The 19,775-nt window shown below is 39.6% G+C and carries 20 protein-coding genes, 2 tRNA genes and 3 pseudogenes; 14 read left to right on the top strand and 11 right to left on the bottom strand.

Features of this window, described 5'->3' with window-relative positions; all coding sequences use genetic code 11:
• The first annotated feature begins 9 nt into the window (after positions 1–9).
• Genes trpD through trpA form a run of 5 tightly spaced genes read left to right on the top strand, consistent with a single transcriptional unit; the run spans position 10 to position 4,334 of the window.
• The gene (trpD, locus tag QM865_RS06650; RefSeq protein ID WP_414306310.1) at positions 10–1,014 is read left to right on the top strand and encodes an anthranilate phosphoribosyltransferase; all 1,005 of its coding nucleotides are present in this window, start codon (positions 10–12) and stop codon (positions 1,012–1,014) included.
• On the top strand, positions 1,011–1,778 hold the full coding sequence (gene trpC, locus QM865_RS06645) for an indole-3-glycerol phosphate synthase TrpC (RefSeq protein ID WP_414306309.1): 768 nt from the start codon (positions 1,011–1,013) through the stop codon (positions 1,776–1,778). Before trpD ends, trpC begins: the two co-directional genes overlap by 4 nt.
• Entirely contained in the window at positions 1,765–2,364 is a 600-nt protein-coding gene (locus QM865_RS06640) for a phosphoribosylanthranilate isomerase (protein ID WP_414306308.1), read from the top strand. Before trpC ends, QM865_RS06640 begins: the two co-directional genes overlap by 14 nt.
• The gene (gene trpB / locus QM865_RS06635; RefSeq protein ID WP_000331265.1) at positions 2,342–3,565 is read left to right on the top strand and encodes a tryptophan synthase subunit beta; all 1,224 of its coding nucleotides are present in this window, start codon (positions 2,342–2,344) and stop codon (positions 3,563–3,565) included. Before QM865_RS06640 ends, trpB begins: the two co-directional genes overlap by 23 nt.
• On the top strand, positions 3,558–4,334 hold the full coding sequence (gene trpA, locus QM865_RS06630) for a tryptophan synthase subunit alpha (protein ID WP_414306307.1): 777 nt from the start codon (positions 3,558–3,560) through the stop codon (positions 4,332–4,334). Before trpB ends, trpA begins: the two co-directional genes overlap by 8 nt.
• On the opposite strand, the gene QM865_RS06625 is transcribed toward trpA, so the two are convergent.
• On the bottom strand, positions 4,306–4,965 hold the full coding sequence (locus tag QM865_RS06625; protein ID WP_414306306.1) for a prepilin peptidase: 660 nt from the start codon (positions 4,963–4,965) through the stop codon (positions 4,306–4,308). The two genes, trpA and QM865_RS06625, sit on opposite strands and share 29 nt — an antisense overlap.
• 69 nt (positions 4,966–5,034) lie before the next feature.
• On the opposite strand from QM865_RS06625, the gene QM865_RS06620 reads away from it, so the two are divergent.
• Both QM865_RS06620 and QM865_RS09165 read left to right on the top strand, forming a co-directional pair.
• Complete coding sequence (locus tag QM865_RS06620) at positions 5,035–5,490, top strand: GNAT family N-acetyltransferase (protein ID WP_414306305.1); 456 nt, start codon at positions 5,035–5,037, stop codon at positions 5,488–5,490.
• A 33-nt stretch (positions 5,491–5,523) separates the two neighbouring features.
• Positions 5,524–5,802 (top strand): annotated as a pseudogene (locus tag QM865_RS09165) (transposase); the annotation flags it as partial.
• Between the two features lie 109 nt (positions 5,803–5,911).
• On the opposite strand, the gene QM865_RS06615 reads toward QM865_RS09165, so the two are convergent.
• The 5 genes and pseudogenes from QM865_RS06615 to QM865_RS06595 form a co-directional block, all read right to left on the bottom strand.
• Entirely contained in the window at positions 5,912–6,115 is a 204-nt protein-coding gene (locus QM865_RS06615) for a CsbD family protein (RefSeq protein WP_414306304.1), read from the bottom strand.
• Between the two features lie 30 nt (positions 6,116–6,145).
• Positions 6,146–6,754 carry an Asp23/Gls24 family envelope stress response protein gene (locus QM865_RS06610; protein ID WP_033681457.1) on the bottom strand — a complete coding sequence of 203 codons (609 nt, stop codon included), beginning with the start codon at positions 6,752–6,754 and terminating at the stop codon, positions 6,146–6,148.
• A gap of 86 nt (positions 6,755–6,840) precedes the next feature.
• Positions 6,841–7,011 carry a DUF2273 domain-containing protein gene (locus QM865_RS06605; RefSeq protein WP_000455069.1) on the bottom strand — a complete coding sequence of 57 codons (171 nt, stop codon included), beginning with the start codon at positions 7,009–7,011 and terminating at the stop codon, positions 6,841–6,843.
• 11 nt (positions 7,012–7,022) lie between these two features.
• Positions 7,023–7,595, bottom strand: a complete 573-nt coding sequence (amaP, locus tag QM865_RS06600; protein ID WP_023946078.1) for an alkaline shock response membrane anchor protein AmaP — start codon at positions 7,593–7,595, stop codon at positions 7,023–7,025.
• Between the two features lie 76 nt (positions 7,596–7,671).
• Positions 7,672–7,912: pseudogene (locus QM865_RS06595) on the bottom strand (GlsB/YeaQ/YmgE family stress response membrane protein).
• 369 nt (positions 7,913–8,281) lie between these two features.
• Here QM865_RS06595 and mgaSpn point away from each other — a divergent pair.
• Positions 8,282–9,759: pseudogene (mgaSpn, locus tag QM865_RS06590) on the top strand (virulence factor transcriptional regulator MgaSpn).
• 74 nt (positions 9,760–9,833) lie between these two features.
• On the opposite strand, the gene QM865_RS06585 reads toward mgaSpn, so the two are convergent.
• On the bottom strand, positions 9,834–10,979 hold the full coding sequence (locus QM865_RS06585) for a low temperature requirement protein A (protein ID WP_414306303.1): 1,146 nt from the start codon (positions 10,977–10,979) through the stop codon (positions 9,834–9,836).
• 805 nt (positions 10,980–11,784) lie between these two features.
• On the opposite strand from QM865_RS06585, the gene QM865_RS06580 reads away from it, so the two are divergent.
• The gene (locus QM865_RS06580) at positions 11,785–13,074 is read left to right on the top strand and encodes a DUF308 domain-containing protein (RefSeq protein WP_125442974.1); all 1,290 of its coding nucleotides are present in this window, start codon (positions 11,785–11,787) and stop codon (positions 13,072–13,074) included.
• A 9-nt stretch (positions 13,075–13,083) separates the two neighbouring features.
• A complete protein-coding gene (locus QM865_RS06575; protein WP_414306302.1) occupies positions 13,084–14,172 on the top strand; it encodes an AI-2E family transporter in 1,089 nt (362 codons plus the stop codon).
• Between the two features lie 137 nt (positions 14,173–14,309).
• Here QM865_RS06575 and QM865_RS06570 read toward each other — a convergent pair.
• The 4 genes from QM865_RS06570 to QM865_RS06555 all read right to left on the bottom strand — a co-directional run bounded on the left by QM865_RS06570 (position 14,310) and on the right by QM865_RS06555 (position 16,918).
• A tRNA-Lys gene (locus QM865_RS06570) sits at positions 14,310–14,382 on the bottom strand.
• Positions 14,383–14,444: 62 nt separating this feature from the next.
• Positions 14,445–14,960 (bottom strand): DUF308 domain-containing protein, encoded by a 516-nt coding sequence (locus QM865_RS06565; RefSeq protein ID WP_000672738.1) that lies wholly within the window; start codon positions 14,958–14,960, stop codon positions 14,445–14,447.
• A 349-nt stretch (positions 14,961–15,309) separates the two neighbouring features.
• Positions 15,310–15,382, bottom strand: a tRNA-Lys gene (locus tag QM865_RS06560).
• A gap of 264 nt (positions 15,383–15,646) precedes the next feature.
• Positions 15,647–16,918: a replication-associated recombination protein A gene (locus tag QM865_RS06555; RefSeq protein WP_414306301.1), complete on the bottom strand. Its 1,272-nt coding sequence runs from the start codon at positions 16,916–16,918 to the stop codon at positions 15,647–15,649.
• 115 nt (positions 16,919–17,033) lie between these two features.
• Here QM865_RS06555 and QM865_RS06550 point away from each other — a divergent pair, with 115 nt between their 5' ends.
• The 4 genes from QM865_RS06550 to QM865_RS06535 all read left to right on the top strand — a co-directional run bounded on the left by QM865_RS06550 (position 17,034) and on the right by QM865_RS06535 (position 19,775).
• On the top strand, positions 17,034–17,504 hold the full coding sequence (locus tag QM865_RS06550; protein ID WP_000257122.1) for a DUF3013 family protein: 471 nt from the start codon (positions 17,034–17,036) through the stop codon (positions 17,502–17,504).
• 9 nt (positions 17,505–17,513) lie between these two features.
• Positions 17,514–17,942, top strand: coding sequence for an NUDIX hydrolase (locus tag QM865_RS06545; RefSeq protein ID WP_414306300.1), 429 nt, complete (start codon positions 17,514–17,516; stop codon positions 17,940–17,942).
• A gap of 137 nt (positions 17,943–18,079) precedes the next feature.
• The gene (prmA, locus tag QM865_RS06540; RefSeq protein WP_414306299.1) at positions 18,080–19,030 is read left to right on the top strand and encodes a 50S ribosomal protein L11 methyltransferase; all 951 of its coding nucleotides are present in this window, start codon (positions 18,080–18,082) and stop codon (positions 19,028–19,030) included.
• A gap of 1 nt (position 19,031) precedes the next feature.
• The gene (locus QM865_RS06535; RefSeq protein ID WP_261202106.1) at positions 19,032–19,775 is read left to right on the top strand and encodes a 16S rRNA (uracil(1498)-N(3))-methyltransferase; all 744 of its coding nucleotides are present in this window, start codon (positions 19,032–19,034) and stop codon (positions 19,773–19,775) included.

The following is a 19,775-nucleotide window of genomic DNA, read 5'->3' as shown; positions in this document are numbered from 1 at the left end:
GAAACTAGGATGAAAGAGATTATTGAAAAACTAGCAAAATTTGAAAATTTATCAGGTGTGGAAATGACGGATGTCATTGAGCGTATCGTAACTGGGCGTGTTACAGAGGCGCAGATTGCTTCTCTTCTATTGGCCCTTAAGATGAAGGGGGAAACACCTGAAGAACGCACAGCCATTGCCCAAGTCATGAGAGGACATGCCCAACATATTCCAACTGAAATTCATGATGCCATGGACAACTGTGGTACAGGTGGGGACAAGTCTTTCAGCTTTAACATCTCCACAACTGCAGCCTTTGTCTTGGCTGGTGGCGGTGTTCACATGGCCAAGCATGGTAACCGCTCGATTTCTTCTAAATCTGGTTCTGCAGATGTCCTAGAAGCCTTGGGCATCAACCTAGACCTCAAACCAGCTGAACTAGGTAAGGTCTTTGATAAAACTGGAATCGTCTTTCTCTTCGCTAAAAATATGCATCCAGCTATGAAATACATCATGCCAGCTCGTTTGGAATTGGGAATTCCAACGATCATGAACTTGACTGGTCCCCTGATTCACCCAATGGCCTTGGAAACACAGCTTCTTGGAATTAGTCGTCCAGAATTGCTAGAAAGTACAGCTCAGGTTTTGAAAAATATGGGTCGCAAACGTGCCATCGTGGTTGCTGGGCCAGAAGGATTGGATGAAGCTGGCTTGAACGGAACAACCAATATTGCTCTTCTTGAAAATGGCGAAATCACTTTGTCAAGCTTTACTCCAGAGGATTTGGGAATGGAAGGCTACGCTATCGAAGACATTCGTGGAGGCAATGCTCAGGAAAATGCAGAAATTTTGCTTAGCGTTCTTAAAAATGAACCAAGTCCATTCTTGGAAACTACAGTTTTAAATGCTGGTCTTGGTTTCTATGCTAATGGTAAGGTAGATAGTATCAAGGAAGGAGTTGCCTTGGCTCGTCAAGTCATTGCTAGTGGCAAGGCCCTTGAAAAACTCAGACTGTTACAGGAGTACCAAAAATGAGTCAGGAATTTTTAGCACGAATCTTGGAGCAGAAGGCGCGTGAGGTCGAGCAGATGGAGCTGGAGGAAATCCAGCCCCTGCGCCAGACCTATCGTTTAGCTGACTATCTAAAACAACATCAAGACCGTTTACAGGTAATCGCTGAGGTCAAGAAGGCTAGCCCTAGTCTGGGAGATATCAATCTAGATGTGGATATTGTGCAACAGGCTCAGACTTATGAAGAAAACGGCGCAGTGATGATTTCTGTTCTGACAGATGAGGTTTTCTTTAAAGGGCATTTGGATTATCTGCGGGAGATTTCCAGTCAGGTAAACATTCCAACACTTAACAAGGACTTTATCATCGATGAAAAGCAAATCATCCGTGCTCGCAATGCTGGTGCGACAGTTATCTTACTCATTGTCGCTGCCTTGTCAGAAGAACGTGTCAAGGAACTCTATGACTACGCGACAGAGCTTGGTCTGGAAGTCTTGGTGGAGACTCACAATCTAGCTGAACTAGAAGTGGCCCACAGGCTTGGTGCTGAGATTATTGGGGTTAATAACCGCAACTTGACCACCTTTGAGGTCGACTTGCAGACCAGTGTAGATTTGGCTAAACATTTCAAAGATGATTGCTTGTACATTTCTGAATCTGCTATTTTCACAGGGCAGGATGCGGAACGAGTAGCACCATACTTTAACGGAATTTTGGTAGGGACAGCTCTTATGCAGGCAGAAGATGTAGCCCAGAGAATCAAGGAGTTACAGATTGACAAAGGTTAAAATTTGTGGACTATCGACCAAAGAAGCGGTGGAAACAGCCGTTTCAGCAGGAGCCGACTACATCGGTTTTGTCTTTGCACCTAGTAAAAGACAGGTGACCTTGGATCAGGCTGCTGAGCTGGCAAAACTTATTCCTGCAGATGTGAAAAAGGTTGGTGTATTTGTTTCACCAAGTCGGGCAGAATTGCTAGAAGCGATTGAAAAAGTTGGCCTAGACTTGGTTCAAGTTCACGGTCAGGTAGCAGATGATTTGTTTGAGGATTTGCCTTGTGCCAGCATTCAGGCTGTGCAGGTGGATGGAGAGGGTCATGTACCCAATTCTCAGGCAGATTATCTACTCTTTGATGCCCCTGTGGCTGGGAGTGGCCAGACATTTGACTGGGCTCAACTGGATACGATTGGACTAACTCAGCCTTTCTTTATCGCAGGTGGGCTTAATGAAGACAATGTAGTAAAAGCAATTCAACACTTTACTCCCTATGCAGTAGATGTATCAAGCGGAGTGGAGACAGACGGACAAAAAGATCATGAAAAGATTAGAAGATTTATAGAGAGGGTAAAGAATGGCATATCAAGAACCAAATAAAGATGGATTTTACGGAAAATTCGGCGGACGTTTCGTCCCAGAAACATTAATGACAGCAGTTTTGGAGTTGGAGAAAGCCTACCGTGAAAGTCAGGCAGACCCAAGTTTCCAAGAGGAATTAAACCAACTTTTGCGCCAGTATGTGGGACGTGAAACTCCCCTTTACTACGCAAAAAATTTGACTCAGCATATTGGCGGAGCCAAGATTTATCTCAAACGGGAAGATCTCAACCATACAGGTGCCCACAAGATTAACAATGCCTTGGGACAAGTTCTTCTGGCTAAACGCATGGGCAAAAAGAAAATTATCGCTGAAACAGGTGCTGGTCAGCACGGTGTGGCAACTGCAACTGCTGCAGCCCTCTTTAACATGGAATGTACTATCTACATGGGTGAGGAAGATGTCAAACGCCAAGCCCTCAATGTCTTCCGTATGGAGCTTTTGGGAGCTAAGGTCGAGGCAGTGACAGACGGTTCGCGCGTGCTCAAAGATGCGGTCAATGCAGCCCTCCGTTCATGGGTAGCTAATATCGATGATACCCACTATATCCTTGGTTCTGCTTTGGGACCTCATCCTTTCCCAGAAATCGTTCGTGATTTCCAAAGTGTCATCGGTCGAGAAGCTAAACAACAATACCGTGACTTGACAGGTCAAGATTTGCCAGATGCTCTAGTAGCCTGTGTTGGTGGGGGTTCGAATGCCATCGGCCTTTTCCATCCATTTGTGGAAGACGAGTCAGTGGCTATGTATGGGGCTGAAGCAGCTGGACTTGGTGTGGATACAGAGCATCACGCAGCAACCTTGACCAAGGGGCGTCCGGGTGTCCTCCATGGTTCCCTCATGGATGTTCTCCAAGATGCTCACGGTCAAATTCTTGAAGCATTCTCTATCTCAGCAGGTTTGGACTATCCTGGTATCGGTCCAGAACATTCTCACTACCACGATATCAAACGTGCCAGCTATGTTCCTGTGACGGACGAGGAAGCCTTGGAAGGATTCCAACTCTTGTCTCGTGTGGAAGGGATTATCCCAGCCTTGGAATCAAGCCATGCCATTGCCTTCGCGGTGAAATTAGCCAAAGAACTTGGTCCAGACAAGTCAATGATTGTCTGCCTATCTGGACGTGGGGACAAGGATGTAGTCCAAGTCAAAGACCGCTTGGAAGCAGATGCAGCAAAGAAGGGAGAAGCCCATGCCTAAGACTTTAACAGAAAAATTGAACGTTATCAAAGCAACTGGAAAAGGAATTTTCGTTCCCTATATCATGGCTGGAGACCATGAAAAAGGTTTGGATGGTCTCGCTGAAACAATCCACTTTTTAGAAGATTTGGGTGTTTCTGCCATCGAAGTGGGTATTCCCTTTTCAGATCCTGTTGCAGATGGGCCTGTGATCGAAGAAGCTGGCTTGCGCAGTTTAGCCCACGGGACCTCTACCCAGGCTTTGGTTGAAACCTTGAAAACCATTGAAACAGAGGTTCCACTTGTCATCATGACCTACTTTAACCCCCTCTTTCAGTATGGTGTGGAGAAATTTGTCAAAGATTTGGCGGATACAGCCGTTAAGGGATTGATTATTCCAGACCTGCCTCATGAGCATGCTAACTTTGTGGAGCCTTATTTGGCAGATACAGACATTGCTTTGATTCCCCTAGTAAGCTTGACAACAGGACTTGAGCGTCAGAAAGAGTTGATTGAAGGGGCAGAAGGATTCGTCTATGCGGTTGCCATCAATGGGGTGACAGGGAAATTCGGCAATTACCGTGCAGACTTGGACAAGCACTTGGCACAACTGCATCAAGTGGCCGACATCCCCGTCTTGACAGGTTTTGGCGTATCTAGTCAATCTGATGTAGAACGTTTCAATGCGGTGTCAGATGGCGTTATCGTTGGTTCAAAAATTGTAAAAGCTCTCCACCAAGGAGAGCCTATTGAGGACTTTATTAAACAAGCAGTAGCTTACCAAAAATAATCAGACAAGCAGCAAGTAAGAGGAAAGGCACAAAAGGAAGTCTTTCCTTTTTCTTTTGCAGGAGAAAGGCTAGAATCCCCGCCGCAGAAGCAAACTGAATCAAGATCAGTAATTCTGTTGCGCTAAAGACGATAGCACAAGAAGCTAGAAAGAGAAAATCCCCTGCCCCCATGCGGATATCGATAAAATGAGCCAACATTCCAAGGACAAGGAAGAAGACCATGACTAGATTCCAGCCAGAGGAAGCCATGAGGATTAGGTGGAAAGTCATCCAGACCAGTAAGGGATATTCCTGATGGCGAAAGTCGTAGATGCCCAAGGTCAAACCAGCGGTGATTAGGACGACTTGTCCCAAGGAAAGCAATTCCCAAGACCAAGCCAGAAAGAGGAGTCCTAAGCCTAGTTCAAAGAGGGCATACCAGACAGGATAGCGAACCTTGCAGTAGCGACAGCGAAAGCGATTAACCACCTGCGAAAGGATAGGAATCAAATCTAGCGGACGCAAGCGAGTCTGACAGGAATCGCAGTGACTAGCAGGTTGGATAATAGATTGCTCTGGAAAACGATCAATGACCAAACCAAGAAAGGAAGCGAGAATGCTCCCGACAAGAAAAAAATAAAAATCAATCATACTTATCTATTCGTAAAAAATAGGAGAAGTAGTATAATAAAGAAACATAGATAAGATGGGGAGGTCAAGATGACAATTCGTTTTGAAGAAAAGGTGAGTTTAGAAAACGCTCAGTTCGTATGCCAATGGTCCAACTCCCTTGGCAAAGTCTTTCAAGAACAATGGATGGGAACAATGATTCCTTTTCCCTTAACAATTCAAATTTTGCAAGAGTTGGAAGGAATCTTTTCAATCTTTGATGAACAAGAGTTTGTGGGACTAATTCAGAAAATCAGGCAAGAAGACAGCAATCTTCATATTGGGAGATTTTTTATCAATCCCCAGAAACAGGGGCAGGGCTTTGGTAGCCAGGCTTTAAGGAAATTTGTTAGCTTGGCCTTTGAAAATGAAGACATAGATAGTATTTCTTTAAATGTCTTCGAAGCAAATCAAGCAGCCCAGCACCTTTATCAAAAAGAAGGATTTGAAATCGTTCAAGTGGTTGAAGTACCTGTACGGAAATATATTATGAAGAAGGGGAGATAAAAAGGAAAAAGCCTTGAAATCAATCTTGACTGCGATGATGAACCTGAATCAGCACCTCAAAAGGGACTGTATATGAATGAACGTTACCAGTGTTTAAAAACTAAAGAATATCAGGCACTTTTATCTTACAAGGGTAGACAAATTTTCGCTAAACGTAAGATTGATATGAAATCTGTCTTTGGGTAGATAAAGGTTTGTTTGGGTTATAATAGATGTCATCTGAGAGGTAAGCGTCAAGTGAGAATTGACATGGGATTCGTACTCATGGCCAACAACCTGCTGAAATATAATAAGAGAAAGAGGCAAAATTAAAAAGCTAGAGTTCCGCAATTGGAAATCTCTAGCTTTTTGTTTTCTGAGAATCATCTTGACTCAGACTCTTTTGACTAATGTTACTAAAAAGATAAAGTAACTTTTAGCCTTATTTATTGTCGCTACTCAACATGTTTTTGATACCTTCTACAGCACCTTCTACAGCGTCTTTGGCATCTTCAGCAACTTCTTTTACTTTAGAAACAACTTTTTCAGCTGCTCCTTCTTTTTCCATTTTTTCATCACCGATGGCTTTTCCAACACCTTCTTTAATAGAACCTTTAGTTTGATTTAATTTTTCTTCTACTGACATGATAATTTCTCCTGTTATATTTATTTTATCTTAGTTTACACGAGTTTTTTCGTGAGATACTACACCAGTTGTTGCACCTTTAACAGCTTCTACACCTTCGCTAACTTTTTCTTGAACAGTTGAGAAACCAGATCCTAGACCAGATTTAGCTTTTTCGAATTGTTCTGAAGCGAATTCTCCTGTTGATTCAGCAACGTCAGATACGCGATCTTGAAGGCTTACTGAGTCTGCTTCATGTTGTTCTTTAGTTTTGATGTCGACAACGTTTACGTTGATTTCAACAACTTCCAAGTCAGTCATTTTAGCAACTTCTGAAGATACGATTTCTCTGATTTCTGAATATAAAGCTGGAACATTTTTTTGGTACTCAACAATAACGTTTAAGTCAACTGCAACTTGTGTTTTACCAACTTCTACGTTAACACCACTTGTTACATCATCGCTGTTAATGATTTTTTCTTTAAGATTTGAGAAGAAACCACCGTCGATTCCCAAAAGACCTGAAACATTTTCTAGTGACAGACCAATGATTTTTTGGATAACTTTATCTTCGTAAGTAAGTTCCCCTTTGATTTCGTGAGCTACAGCAGTAGCATCTTTCTTTTCTACGTTAGTGTTAATGTTTTTTTCGTTTGACATATGAAACTCCTTTGATTAAATTAGTAATTTTTATTTATTTATTTATTTATTTATTTATGTATTTATTTATGTATTTATTTATGTATTTATTTATCTATATAGTTTTTTTCGATATATAATCCAGCTGCAACTCCCAGTGCTCCTAAAATCAATACAAATATTGTTTTGAAGAAGCCAAAGGAGATAATCAAACAAGCGAGAAATACGCCTATGAGACCAGTGATAATTGGATATCGATATTGTTTAAGCCATTCCATTTTTTACTTCCTTACTTCACACGACTAACAGTCTTTTTGTTTTGAGGTTTTGGTTTAGGCTGGTAGTCTTTTACTAGAACTTCTAGTTTAACCTGACGCTCAATACCAAAAAACTGCTTCAATCCATTAGTTATTTCATTTTGAATTAGTTGGCATCTGTCAGCGATGTTGTCCGAAGGAAGAATTTTACCTTCTACATGAACGAAACATTTATTTTTTCGTAAATTTACATGAACAGTTGGGTTCTTGATCAATCCATGATCACTTACCAAACTTCTAACAAAACCTTCGATTGCAGAATTCTTTAATTTTAATGTATCGTTTTTAGTTTCAAGTTGAATTTCCAAATAACGTTTAGGATAAAACAACACAACTAACATCGATAACAAAACTAAAGTTGATAGAGCCACTATCCCCCAGAATATATATCTAGAGAGATAGAATTCAACGAAATGATTCTGTCTCCAGCTAAATAGCTGAATGCCTAGATCACTAACTTGATGATAATCTATCAAAACAGGAAGGAAAATTGTCAAGATTAAAATACAGAAAATAATTAAAAATATTTTCTTTGTTTTTGACATATACAATCCTTTCGATTTAACATTAAACTATTTTTACCCGTCTAATCTATTTAAAAATAGTTTATTCTACAAGTAATTATTTTTTACCTGTAAAGAATGATACTATACCACAGTAACAACAATTGCTGCTCCTGCAATAGTTGGGATCAAAGCCATTCCAGCGATGGATGGCCTCAACTACCTAAAAGGGATTGTCCTACAGATGACCCGACTAAACCAGCGAATACATTTGCGACGATTCCCATAGAACTACCTTTTTTAGTGATTCTACCTGCTACAAGTCCAATAAGACCTCCAGCAATGATTGACCACAGTATTGCTTACCCTCCTTTTTTATTTTAATATCAAAAAATAAATCAATTCCTTTGATTATCGCTATTATATAATTTTAATATAAAATAATCAATTATTTTGCTTATTATATAATTTTAATATAAAAAAATCAATTATTTTGGTTATTATATAATTTTTAAAATTAAAAATATAATCTTTCGACTTGAATTTGATTCTGTATTTACGCCCTCAATAGACGGTAAAATAAGAAAATTGTTTATATATTGCTCCCGTAGTGTTATTATACGAAATAAAAGATTTTAGGAAAAGTCGTTATATCATGCTATACCTATTCTTTGTGGTATAATTGCAAGAGGTTTAATCCGATAATTTATAAAGAGAGAAAGATATTCATGAGAGATTTATTATCTAAAAAAGTCATAGGCAATTAGAATTATTAGAATTATTATTTGAACATAAACGATGGTTTCATCGTTCTGAACTAGCAGAGTTATTAAATTGTACAGAACGTGCAGTCAAAGATGATCTATCCCATGTTAAATCTGCTTTTCCTGACTTGATTTTTCATTCTTCTACTAATGGTATACGCATTATTAATACCGATGATAGTGATATTGAAATGGTTTACCATCATTTCTTTAAACATTCAACTCATTTTTCGATTTTAGAATTCATCTTCTTTAATGAAGGTTGTCAAGCTGAAAGTATTTGTAAAGAATTCTATATCAGTTCATCTTCGCTCTATCGTATTATTAGCGAAATCAATAAAGTGATTAAAAGGCAATTTCAATTTGAAATCAGTCTGACCCCTATTCAAATCATTGGAAATGAGAGAGACATTCGTTACTTTTTTGCACAATATTTTTCAGAAAAATATTATTTCCTAGAATGGCCATTTGAAAATTTTTCATCAGAGCCCCTATCTCAATTGTTAGAATTGGTTTATAAGGAAACAAGCTTTCCAATGAATTTGTCAACTCATAGAATGCTAAAGTTGCTCCTAGTTACGAACCTATATAGAATAAAGTTTGGTCATTTCATGGAAGTAGAGAAAGACTCTTTTAACGATCAAAGTTTGGATTTTTTAATGCAGGCAGAAGGAATAGAAGGTGTTGCTAAGAATTTTGAATTAGAATACAATATCTCTTTAGATGAAGAAGTTGTTTGCCAATTATTTGTGTCTTACTTTCAAAAAATGTTTTTCATAGATGAAAGTCTCTTTATGAAATGCGTAAAAAAGGATAGCTATGTTGAAAAATCTTACCATCTATTGAGTGATTTTATTGATCAGATTTCAGTCAAGTATCAGATTGAGATTGAGAATAAGGATAATCTGATTTGGCATCTGCATAATACCGCACATCTGTATCGTCAAGAGTTGTCCACTGAGTTTATTTTATTTGATCAAAAAGGGAATACAATCAGGAATTTTCAAAATATTTTCCCTAAATTTGTTTCAGATGTAAAAAAAGAGCTTTCTCATTATTTAGAGACTCTTGAGGTTTGTTCTAGTTCAATGATGGTAAATCATCTATCTTATACCTTCATCACTCATACCAAACATTTGGTGCTTAATTTACTACAAAATCAGCCAAAGCTGAAGGTTCTGGTTATGAGTAATTTTGATCAGTATCATGCAAAATCCGTTGCAGAGACACTTTCTTATTATTGCAGCAACAATTTTGAACTTGAAGTTTGGACTGAATTAGAATTATCAAAGGAATCTTTAGAAGAATCGCCTTATGATATCATCATTTCTAATTTTATTATTCCTCCGATTGAAAATAAGAGACTTATCTATTCAAATAATATAAACACGGTCTCACTCATATCTTTGTTAAATGCCATGATGTTTATTCGACTAGACTAGTGAGTGAAAGAAGACTCCATCTATCTCTAGGGTAAATTCCCTATAGATAGGTGGAGTCTTTTTGAATAAACTCATTAAAACAACTCCCAGTAGGGTGTGGAATGTTTTTTAGTCTGTGTCATATAAAAATAAATAGAATGAATAGCTATAGCTAGAGCTAAAATGGTTGTAATACTTACTACTATTATAGGATTAGAAGCAAAGATTAAAGAGAGAATCAAGGCAGCCAGATAGAGTGTAGCTTGGACACAGTAGTAACTTTTCGAATAGCGAAGATAGTGTTTGTTATAGGGCCCATTTGCTAGGACAGCAGCTTGGAAGAGGCCAATTCCGATATAAAAGAAGCTGGTTGCAAAGAGAAGATTAGTTTCAGGATTCAGAAGAAAACTCATCGAAACGGTCATCATAAGAAGTCCAATGAAAATAGGATAGTGACTGTAAATTAGAAATAGTCCCTTTTGATTAGATTCTTCATCAATAGCATGGTCGAATTGAACAAAATAAAACAAGAACAGAGAAAGCATAATAATGAAATAAAGAACCGAATAAATCGAGAATTTCTCGATTGTAAAGAAGTTAACTAGCCCCATAATCATCTCTCCAAACATAATAATGACAAGAAGGGAGATGCGTTCGATTAAATGGGGGAGAACTATCTGGAAATGTTCATCTTTACTAATCGAGGTAATTGGCGTAATAAATGTTAGCAGAATACTAGCATAAAGGATATAGACTCCAATGTAAATAGGAAGAAGAGCTGCTAGATAGATTTCTAAACTTCGTAGACCTGTTATCCATAGAAAACCTTTGATACTTTCCCTATGAACATTATCGGTTGATTTTTTAAAAAACTCAACCAAATATTGAAAAAATAAGGTAAGGGTTAATGTACCAATAGCCCAACAGACATAATGAAAATATTGTTGCCAATCATCTTTAATCAAATTGGATATAAAGAGTAAAAGTCCCATATTGATAAACATGATTACCATGTTAAATAAAGAGTTCTTTCCATAGCGATTGGTATAAACGGTTTGAATCATCCAGGCATTGATGAGAAGCAAGACAGACATGAAAAAATCAAGCAAAGAATTCCAAGTCAAAATACCGTTATGAAGATGGTGAATTAAAGCAGTTACTTTTGAAATCGCAAAAACAAAAACTAGATCATAAAAAAGTTCTGAATAATTTACACGTTTATGTTTAACAAGAGTTGTCATCTCAAGTCCTTTCTATTCTATAAGTCCGATTTATTATAACAGAAAATGGTAATGAGAGAAAAGGATATGCTTAAATAACTTCATGTGACGCGAATGAACTGCGCCACAAAAGTTAGGTTTTTTCTGTCTAACTTTTGGGGTGCAGTTCAGAAGGGGTGTTTTTTCTATCGTTTTTTAGTGCTAAGACTACACAAAAATGCCTTGTAAATCAAGGCTTTTTCCTGTTGTATTTAGATGCCCCCTACAGGGATTTGGAAAGGACTTTCATATTGAGAGCAATTAAAAATATTGAAATATAAGTGATTTTAGGTATTTTCAATGTCATGATTTAAAAATGGGACAAAAGTGGGGCAAAAACCATACAGATTCTAAACTGTATGGTTCTTTTTTTATCTAACCAAGAAAGGTTAAAACTTATTAAAACAAATGCAATCAACTGTTGAAAACTTTTTAGTCCGTGTAATATAAAAACAAGTAAAAAGTTGAACTATAGGGAATATTGTGTCATAATAGGTAATAGATGAATAATTAATAGATTGGAAATAATGCTTTCTTACCTTAACAAGTTGAATTGGTTATACATTTTTTCGTCGCAATTGTGTCTATCTCTCGAGTTTAGCTAGTTTTTATAAGCTCTGGTTTCTAATCAATATAACAAATTTTAGAAGTGCATAAGACAAGATGGTGACATTATTACAGTCATTTCTAGTCACCATATGTTGCTGGCACAGGCTGTTTGTAGTGTTGGCTATTTACTAGTCAGTTTAATCGGAGTGTTTAATTTTTATTGTTGAAAGGTTTTTATATGGCGAAAATTCTATCTTTAGGTCTGACAGGTAAGAAATTACTTGCTCAGGGGTTCTTGTTTGTTCTGCTAGGTCTCATCTTGATGGTCACGGGGACTTGGTTGCCAGTAACAGTTATTCGCCTGGTTCTGTTTTTAGCTTGGATAGCAACGGTCGTAGATTTGCTATTAAGAGTTTTCAAAAAAAGCCAGTCAACGGATACCTTGGGAGTTGCACTGGTTAAATTGTTAGTGCTGGGATATTTGCTAGGTTCTAATCTTGCGACTGATATACCGATTTATGTTCTGGCTCTTGTGATTGGAGTTTATCAGATTTTTCATGCTAGTATTAACCTTGTCACCTATGTTCTCTACCGCAAAAACAAAATTCGACCTCGTTTTCGTCTCTTACTAGATGGACTCGTACTAGTTTTTCTTGGTGGGACTAGTCTTTTGTCCTCTACAGGAAATTCTGTCTTTCAACTCTTTGTATTAGGGGCTTATTTTTTCCTTTATGGTGTGTCCAATATCCGTGATGGTTTCTTGTTTGAGGAGGAAATTGGGAAAAACCATCTCAAACGTCGTGTAAGAATGAGCTTACCTATTGTCCTAGCCGCTCTCATCCCTGCAAGAACTTTAGCAAAAATCAACAAATTCATGCAGGAAAATGCTGATGAGAGAGAGGATATCCATCTTGGAATGGTGAAGTCTGGTAAGACAGCGGAGCTTGAAATTTTTGTTCATACAGCTGAGACCTCTCTGTTTTCGGCAATTGGTCATGTGGATATCTGCTATCAAGGCCGTGTTATTTCTTATGGCAACTATGATCCGTCTTCTGAGACCTTATTTGGCATGGTAGGAGATGGTGTCTTATATTTCTGTGATCGTGACAAGTACATTGACCTATGTAAACGTGAGAGTCAAAAAACGCTTTTTGGTTATGGGATAGATTTGACGCCTGAAATGGAAAAAGCAGTTCAGAAAAAGTTGGCTGAATTGAAACAACTGACGATTCCATGGGAGCCAAGTGCAGATAAAATCATGACAGGTGATGGTAAGGAAGACTACACCTACGCTTATAAAATCAGACATGAGACAGATGGGGAACTTTATAAATTTATCAAATCTAAGTTTAAATCCTACTTTGTCTTATCTACAAACTGTGTGCTCTTGGCTGATACCATAGTCGGTCAGGCTGGCACCGATATCCTCTCACCCAAAGGATTTATCGCACCAGGAACTTACCAAGCTTACCTTGACCGAGAGTTTGAAAAACCAAATAGTATAGTCGTATCTAAACATGTTTATTAAGGAGAATTTATGAATTTAGTAAAAAAATACACCCCATTAATACTTTTTATAGGGCTGGTTACTCTTGTAATTCTGAATGCATCAAGCTTTATATCAGGGGCAGTATCTCTCTTTGAAGTAACTTCTACCTTGATTTATGGTGCTGTCATTGCTTTTGTGCTCAATGTTCCCATGAAAAAAATTGAAGAATTCCTAGTTAAAATGAAGGTAAAGGCAGGGTTGCGCCGTCCGATTGCTATGGTGCTTGTTTTCCTATCTCTTATCTTAATCGTGATCTGTCTTTTGGTTTTGGTGCTTCCAACCCTTGCTCAGACTATTAGTCAGCTGGGAGCAGTCCTTTCAACAGTCCTGACTCAACTTGGGAAATTGCTAGACAGCTCGGAATTTGTAACCAAAGACATGCTGTCAACTATCGTATCAGGAATTCAGGGACAGTCTAGCTCTATTAGTCAAGCTTTGATAGGTTTTTTATCAGGTCTGACTAGTAATATCGGCAATATTTTTTCAAGTTTGATGAATGCCTTTTTGATTATAGTCTTCACCTTTTTATTTTTATCCAGTAAGGAACATTTGGCAGCGATGACGAGTCGACTTCTAAAAGTTTTTCTTCCAGAGAAGGTGGTGATAAAGTTGACTTACATTGGACAAGTAGCACTAGAGACTTATGACCAATTTTTGATGAGTCAGCTGATTGAAGCAGTTATCATAGGAGTTATGATAGCGGTTGGTTACAGCCTGTTTGGGATACCCTATGGAGTAATGACAGGTATATTTGCAGGAGTGCTATCGTTCATTCCTTATGTAGGGCCTATGATTGCTTGTGTTGTGGGAGCGATTTTTATCTTCACAGTGAGTCCTACTCAAGCCTTACTTTCTCTTCTTCTATATCAAGTTATACAGCTGATTGAAGGAAACCTTATTTATCCAAAAGTTGTAGGTCAGTCTATTGGTTTACCAGCTATTTTCACGCTTGCAGCTGCTAGTATCGGAGGGAATCTTTTCGGACTACTTGGAATGATATTCTTTACCCCCGTATTTGCTGTTATCTATCGACTGGTTAAAGAATTTGTCGTTGCAAAGGAAAATCAGGTAGATTAAGAAAAACTAAATTTAATAAGATATACTGAGAAGAGAGTGAGAGATTCTCTTCTCTTTTATTTTTAAATACTTTTCTACAAAAAGCTATTGGACGTCAAAAAAGTCTTGGTTTCAAGGCTTATTCCTGTTGATTTAGATGCCCCCTGCAGGGCTCGAACCTGCGCCCCATAGATTAAGAGTCTACTGCTCTACCAACTGAGCTAAGGAGGCAACAGAAAAAGCTGAGAATGTAACTTCCCAGCTATTTTAATATGCCCAAAATGGCAACTAGATTATTTACGAAAGGCCTCAATAATGTAGGTGAAGCCAGTAACTAAAAATGAAAAGGCAATGACATAAACGACAAAGACACCTGTAGCCACTGGATTGAACAGAATCACTAGACCTAGTAAAAATACAAGCAAGGCTACCCACATGATATGGTTGCCAATAATAGGGAAAATCAATCCCAGACGATTGCCTTTAAAGAAAACTATAATGGCTTCTACAATTAACCAAATTCCTAAAATAGTTGGAATGACGACCGGCAGGGTCACAAAGCCATAAGCAACGAGGTAAAGAGCTAAGAGAAGACTAACAAACCCTTGGAAAAGATAAACAGGTGAGCGAAGCTCTTTTGGTGCAGAGAAATAGCCTAAAAGAGCTGCTATAGAAGAAACCAGTAAATCAAATGCAATCCACCAGCTGTAAGCAACAAGATTAGCTACTGGGTGTGTAAATAGGAAAAGTCCTAAAAGGACAAAAACAACTCCTGCAAGGAATAGCAGTAAACGATTAGAAAATTTCATTTCAATACCCCCTATATAGTATAGTCTGATAATAAAACTATTATACTTATTTTTATAGAAAATGTCAATAAAATAAATAAACAATTTGGAAGTTTCAGTCTGATTTATGAAAAGAAAATCAGTTTTTATTATTTTGAAAATAAAAAGAGAAGATAAAATTTGTCTTCTCTACATGAAAATATTGTATGGCATCAAAGCAAAAGTAACTGGCTTTACACTATTTGTTAAGATGTAATTTGATTCAAAAAGAAAAGATAGATTTAAAATGTGGGACAAATGATGGGGTAAATCAGTTATAGACAAGCAAAAAAAGCCTTGATTTACAAGGCTTTTTCCTGTTGTATTTAGATGCCCCCTACAGGGATCGAACCTGTGACCCACGGATTAAGAGTCCGCTGCTCTGCCAGCTGAGCTAAGGAGGCAAAGAAAAAAGCTGTATTGGTGCCGAAACTTCACGGTTTGTATTGAACCCGCGCAATTAAGCAGGTGGGCAACTCGCTCTAACTGAAGCTGTTTCCGTGTGAGACGGCCTACATGCTGTTAGAAGACTTTTGTTTCCCTAATAATACAAAAAATAGTCGGTCAACACTTAAGTGTGAAGTCGTACACCACAGCGTTTCTATGTTTATATGATACCACTTTTTCAAAAAAAATCAAGAGGAAAGTGCAATTTTTTGAAAAGGATTTCAGATTTTTCGCAAACGGTCGATAGCTTCCTTTCTTTGAGCCAAAGCCCGTTCATATTTACCAGTATCTTCTGCTTGGAAATAGTGATGATTACGAATTTTTTCTGGTAGATAGTCTTGCTTGACCCAATTTCCAGGATAGTTGTGTGGATAGAGATAGTCTTGGGCATTCCCCAGTTCCTTGCTTCCGCTGTAGTGCCCATCACGCAGGTGTCGCGGAATAGGCAAGTGCCCTGATGTTTTGAGGTCGGCAAGAGCCTTGTCCATAGCCACATAGGCTGAGTTGGATTTTGGAGAAAGGGCCAAATCAATGACGACATTGGCAATGAGAATGCGGGCTTCTGGGAACCCAATCTTTTGGGCAGCATCCAGAGCAGTCACGGTGTGAATCTGGGCTTCAGGATTGGCTAAGCCGATATCTTCATAGGCGATAACAGTCAAGCGACGAGCGAGACTTGGCAAATCACCAGCCTCAATCAAGCGGGCAGCATAGTGGAGACTGGCATCCACATCTGAGCCACGGATAGACTTTTGCAGGGCTGAGAGAACATCATAGTGGCCATCTCCATCCTTATCCATAGTGATGTAGCTCTGCTGCAGGCTATTTTCCATGATGTCGAGGGTGATGTGGCGGATGCCCTTATCATTCTCAGGGGTAGAGAGAGCTGCCAAATCCAGTGAGTTGAAGGCAGAGCGAAGGTCTCCGTTTGTAGAGGTAGCAATAAAATCCAGCGCATCCTCATCTAGTTCTACTGGAAAATCAAAACCACGCTCAGGGTTACTTAGAGCTATTTGCAGAGCCTCTTTGATGTCTTGGTTAGACAGAGGTTCCAACTCAAAAATTTGAACTCGGCTACGAATGGCAGGAGTGACAGAGAAGAAAGGATTTTCAGTCGTAGCGCCAATCATGATGACCAGTCCACTTTCCAAGAGAGGCAAGAGGAAGTCTTGCTTGGTCTTGTCTAGACGATGAATCTCGTCTAGCAATAGGACGAGACCCCCGGAAAATTTAGCCTCTTCCGCGATTTCTTGCAGTCGTTTTTTACTGTCAACTGTCGCATTGAAGGTACGAAAGGCATACTTAGTAGTCCCAGCGATGGCAGAAGCAATACTGGTCTTGCCGATTCCAGGAGGTCCGTAGAGAATCATGGAAGACAGGCGGTTGGCTTCCACCATGCGGCGGATGATTTTTCCTTGTCCGACCAGATGTTCCTGACCAATGACCTGATCGATGGTTTTAGGGCGCATACGAAGCGCGAGATTGTCTGGCATAGCAGTCCTTTCTAACGTGGATTTTCTGATGTATATGTGGTAAGATGGTAGTATCTATTTTAGCATATTTCCGAGCAATCGGGGCGATTAAAGAGTCGCATAGAAAGAGGACAAAATGGCAACATACGGATTTTTAGATGTTTTAGAGGAAGAGTTGGAGAAGAACTTTCCCTTTGACTTTGAGATTAGTTGGGACAAGCGCAACCACGCGGTTGAAGTGAGTTTTCTATTGGAAGCGCAAAATGCTGCAGGTGTGGAGATGGTAGATGAAGACGGAGAGGTTTCGTCAGATGACATTCTCTTTGAAGAAGCAGTGCTTTTTTACAATCCTGCCAAATCAACAGTCAATGAGGAAGACTATTTGACGGTCATTCCTTACTTGCCTAAAAAAGGATTTTCTCGTGAATTCTTAGCTTATTTTGCGCTATTTCTCAAAGATACTGCAGAGGTTGGACTAGATGCCCTCATGGACTTTTTGGAAGACCCAGAAGCAGAAGAATTCGTCATGGAATGGAACCAAGAAGTCTTTGAAGAAGGAAAAGTTGGCTTGGAAGAGGGAGAGTTTTATCCTTATCCGAGATACTAGGAGTCTAGCATGGAAATAGAACTTACTGATTTCCAAGGTTGCAAGATTGCCTTGATTTGTGGGGATAAGGTCTTGACTATCTTACGTGATGACAAGGACGATATCCCTTGTCCCAACATGTGGGAGTTGCCAGGTGGTGGCCGTGAAGGGGATGAAAGTCCTTTTGAGTGCGTGGAGCGTGAAGTTTTTGAGGAACTGGGAATTCATCTGACTGAGGATTGTCTGCTTTGGAGTAAGGTTTATCCAAGCATGCTTTTTGCGGATAAACAATCTGTATTTCTAGTCGGTCAGTTAACACAGAACCAGTTTTACAGCATCGTATTTGGAGATGAAGGTCAGGGCTATCAGCTTATGAATGTTGAGGAGTTTCTTAGTTCCAGTCAAGTTGTACCTCAGTTGCAAGAGAGATTAAAAGATTATTTAAAAGTAAGTGATTAGAAAGGATGGTTCGGTTAAATTTCTAAACTGAACCCGCCCTAAACACTGTGCCAAAAAGATAAACTTCTTTTAGACACAAGCGTCTTCAGAGAATTTCCTATTTTGGCTTTGTGTTTTACGGGCTTGGTATCTTAAATATGGAAACATGGCAAGAGTTAAAAGTTACAGTGAAGCGTGAGGGGGAGGAATTGGTTTCCAATCTCTTGATTGAGCTAGGAGCGCAAGGTGTTGCGATTGAAGACAGCATGGACTATGTGGGAAATGTCGACCGCTTCGGCGAGATTTTCCCAGAGGTTGAGCAGCAAGAAGAAATTGTGGTGACCGCCTATTACCCTGATACTGTTGATGTGGCAGTGGTTGAGGCAGACTTACAGGCTCGCTTGGCAGAATTAACAGACTTTATGGATTTGGGTGAGGTCAAGATGGGGACGACTGCCTTGGCTGAGGAAGACTGGGCAGACAACTGGAAGAAATACTATGAGCCAGCTCGAATTACTCATGACTTGACTATCGTGCCGTCTTGGACAGACTATGAGGCGACTGCTGGGGAAAAGATTATCAAGTTGGATCCTGGTATGGCCTTCGGGACAGGAACCCACCCAACTACCAAGATGAGCCTTTTTGCCTTGGAGCAGGTTCTTCGTGGTGGGGAAACAGTGCTAGATGTGGGGACTGGTTCAGGGGTTCTCTCTATTGCCAGCTCGCTGCTTGGTGCCAAGGAAATCTTTGCCTACGACCTGGATGATGTAGCAGTTCGAGTTGCTCAGGAAAATATTGAGCTCAACCCTGGCATGGAAAACATCCATGTAGCAGCAGGAGACTTGCTTAAGGGAGTTGAGATTAAGGCAGATGTGATTGTGGCTAATATCTTGGCGGATATCCTCGTTCATCTGACGGATGATGCTTATCGCTTGGTCAAGGATGAAGGCTACCTCATCATGAGTGGAATTATTAAGGACAAGTGGGACATGGTGCGCGAGTCGGCTGAGTCAGCTGGATTTTTCCTTGAAACTCACATGGTTCAAGGGGAATGGAATGCCTGTGTCTTTAAGAAAACCAAGGATATTTCCGGTGTGATTGGAGGCTAGCATGCAACAGTATTTTGTCAAAGGCAGTGCTATCTCTCCTGTCACCATCGAGGACAAGGAAACCAGCAAGCATATGTTTCAGGTTATGCGCTTGAAAGAAGATGATGAGGTTACTTTGGTCTTTGATGATGGTATCAAGCGTTTGGCGCGTGTCTGGGATGTTGAAAATCGTCAGTTTGAGTTGGTTGAAGAGTTAGCTGACAACGTGGAACTGCCTGTCCAAGTGACTATTGCATCCGGCTTTCCCAAGGGAGATAAACTGGAGTTTATCACTCAAAAAGTAACCGAACTGGGTGCCAGCCAGATTTGGGCCTTCCCTGCCGAATGGTCGGTAGCCAAGTGGGATGGCAAGAAATTGGGTAAAAAGGTTGAAAAATTAGAAAAAATCGCCCTTGGAGCAGCAGAACAAAGCAAGCGTAATGTTGTTCCAAGTATACACCTTTTCGAGAGCAAAGCTGACTTTCTAGTCCAACTAGACCAGTTTGACTCTATCATAGTGGCTTATGAAGAGTCGGCCAAAGAAGGAGAAAGTGCTGCGCTTTTACAAGCGGTCTCTGGTCTTGAAAAAGGAGCCAAACTGCTCTTTATCTTTGGTCCAGAAGGAGGCCTGTCACCTGCAGAAATTGAGAGTTTCGAAGCTAAGGGAGCAGTCTTAGCAGGACTTGGTCCTCGCATTTTGCGAGCAGAAACAGCACCGCTTTACGCTTTATCAGCCCTTAGTGTTTTATTAGAATTAGAGAAATAA

This window comes from Streptococcus mitis (assembly GCF_047462815.1).
Classification (GTDB): Bacteria; Bacillota; Bacilli; order Lactobacillales; family Streptococcaceae; genus Streptococcus; species Streptococcus mitis_DO.
The sequence above is the reverse complement of the archived record's forward strand: the minus strand, read 5'-3'. Positions and strand labels throughout refer to the sequence as shown.

Bases quoted from the DNA above. Each gene is read 5' to 3' on its own strand.
- trpD (WP_414306310.1), top strand. From the start codon at position 10: ATGAAAGAGATTATTGAAAAACTAGCAAAATTTGAAAATTTATCAGGT.
- trpC (WP_414306309.1), top strand. From the start codon at position 1,011: ATGAGTCAGGAATTTTTAGCACGAATCTTGGAGCAGAAGGCGCGTGAG.
- trpB (WP_000331265.1), top strand. From the start codon at position 2,342: ATGGCATATCAAGAACCAAATAAAGATGGATTTTACGGAAAATTCGGC.
- trpA (WP_414306307.1), top strand. From the start codon at position 3,558: ATGCCTAAGACTTTAACAGAAAAATTGAACGTTATCAAAGCAACTGGA.
- QM865_RS06625 (WP_414306306.1), bottom strand. From the start codon at position 4,965: ATGATTGATTTTTATTTTTTTCTTGTCGGGAGCATTCTCGCTTCCTTT.
- QM865_RS06620 (WP_414306305.1), top strand. From the start codon at position 5,035: ATGACAATTCGTTTTGAAGAAAAGGTGAGTTTAGAAAACGCTCAGTTC.
- QM865_RS06615 (WP_414306304.1), bottom strand. From the start codon at position 6,115: ATGTCAGTAGAAGAAAAATTAAATCAAACTAAAGGTTCTATTAAAGAA.
- QM865_RS06610 (WP_033681457.1), bottom strand. From the start codon at position 6,754: ATGTCAAACGAAAAAAACATTAACACTAACGTAGAAAAGAAAGATGCT.
- QM865_RS06605 (WP_000455069.1), bottom strand. From the start codon at position 7,011: ATGGAATGGCTTAAACAATATCGATATCCAATTATCACTGGTCTCATA.
- amaP (WP_023946078.1), bottom strand. From the start codon at position 7,595: ATGTCAAAAACAAAGAAAATATTTTTAATTATTTTCTGTATTTTAATC.
- QM865_RS06585 (WP_414306303.1), bottom strand. From the start codon at position 10,979: ATGACAACTCTTGTTAAACATAAACGTGTAAATTATTCAGAACTTTTT.
- QM865_RS06580 (WP_125442974.1), top strand. From the start codon at position 11,785: ATGGCGAAAATTCTATCTTTAGGTCTGACAGGTAAGAAATTACTTGCT.
- QM865_RS06575 (WP_414306302.1), top strand. From the start codon at position 13,084: ATGAATTTAGTAAAAAAATACACCCCATTAATACTTTTTATAGGGCTG.
- QM865_RS06565 (WP_000672738.1), bottom strand. From the start codon at position 14,960: ATGAAATTTTCTAATCGTTTACTGCTATTCCTTGCAGGAGTTGTTTTT.
- QM865_RS06555 (WP_414306301.1), bottom strand. From the start codon at position 16,918: ATGCCAGACAATCTCGCGCTTCGTATGCGCCCTAAAACCATCGATCAG.
- QM865_RS06550 (WP_000257122.1), top strand. From the start codon at position 17,034: ATGGCAACATACGGATTTTTAGATGTTTTAGAGGAAGAGTTGGAGAAG.
- QM865_RS06545 (WP_414306300.1), top strand. From the start codon at position 17,514: ATGGAAATAGAACTTACTGATTTCCAAGGTTGCAAGATTGCCTTGATT.
- prmA (WP_414306299.1), top strand. From the start codon at position 18,080: ATGGAAACATGGCAAGAGTTAAAAGTTACAGTGAAGCGTGAGGGGGAG.
- QM865_RS06535 (WP_261202106.1), top strand. From the start codon at position 19,032: ATGCAACAGTATTTTGTCAAAGGCAGTGCTATCTCTCCTGTCACCATC.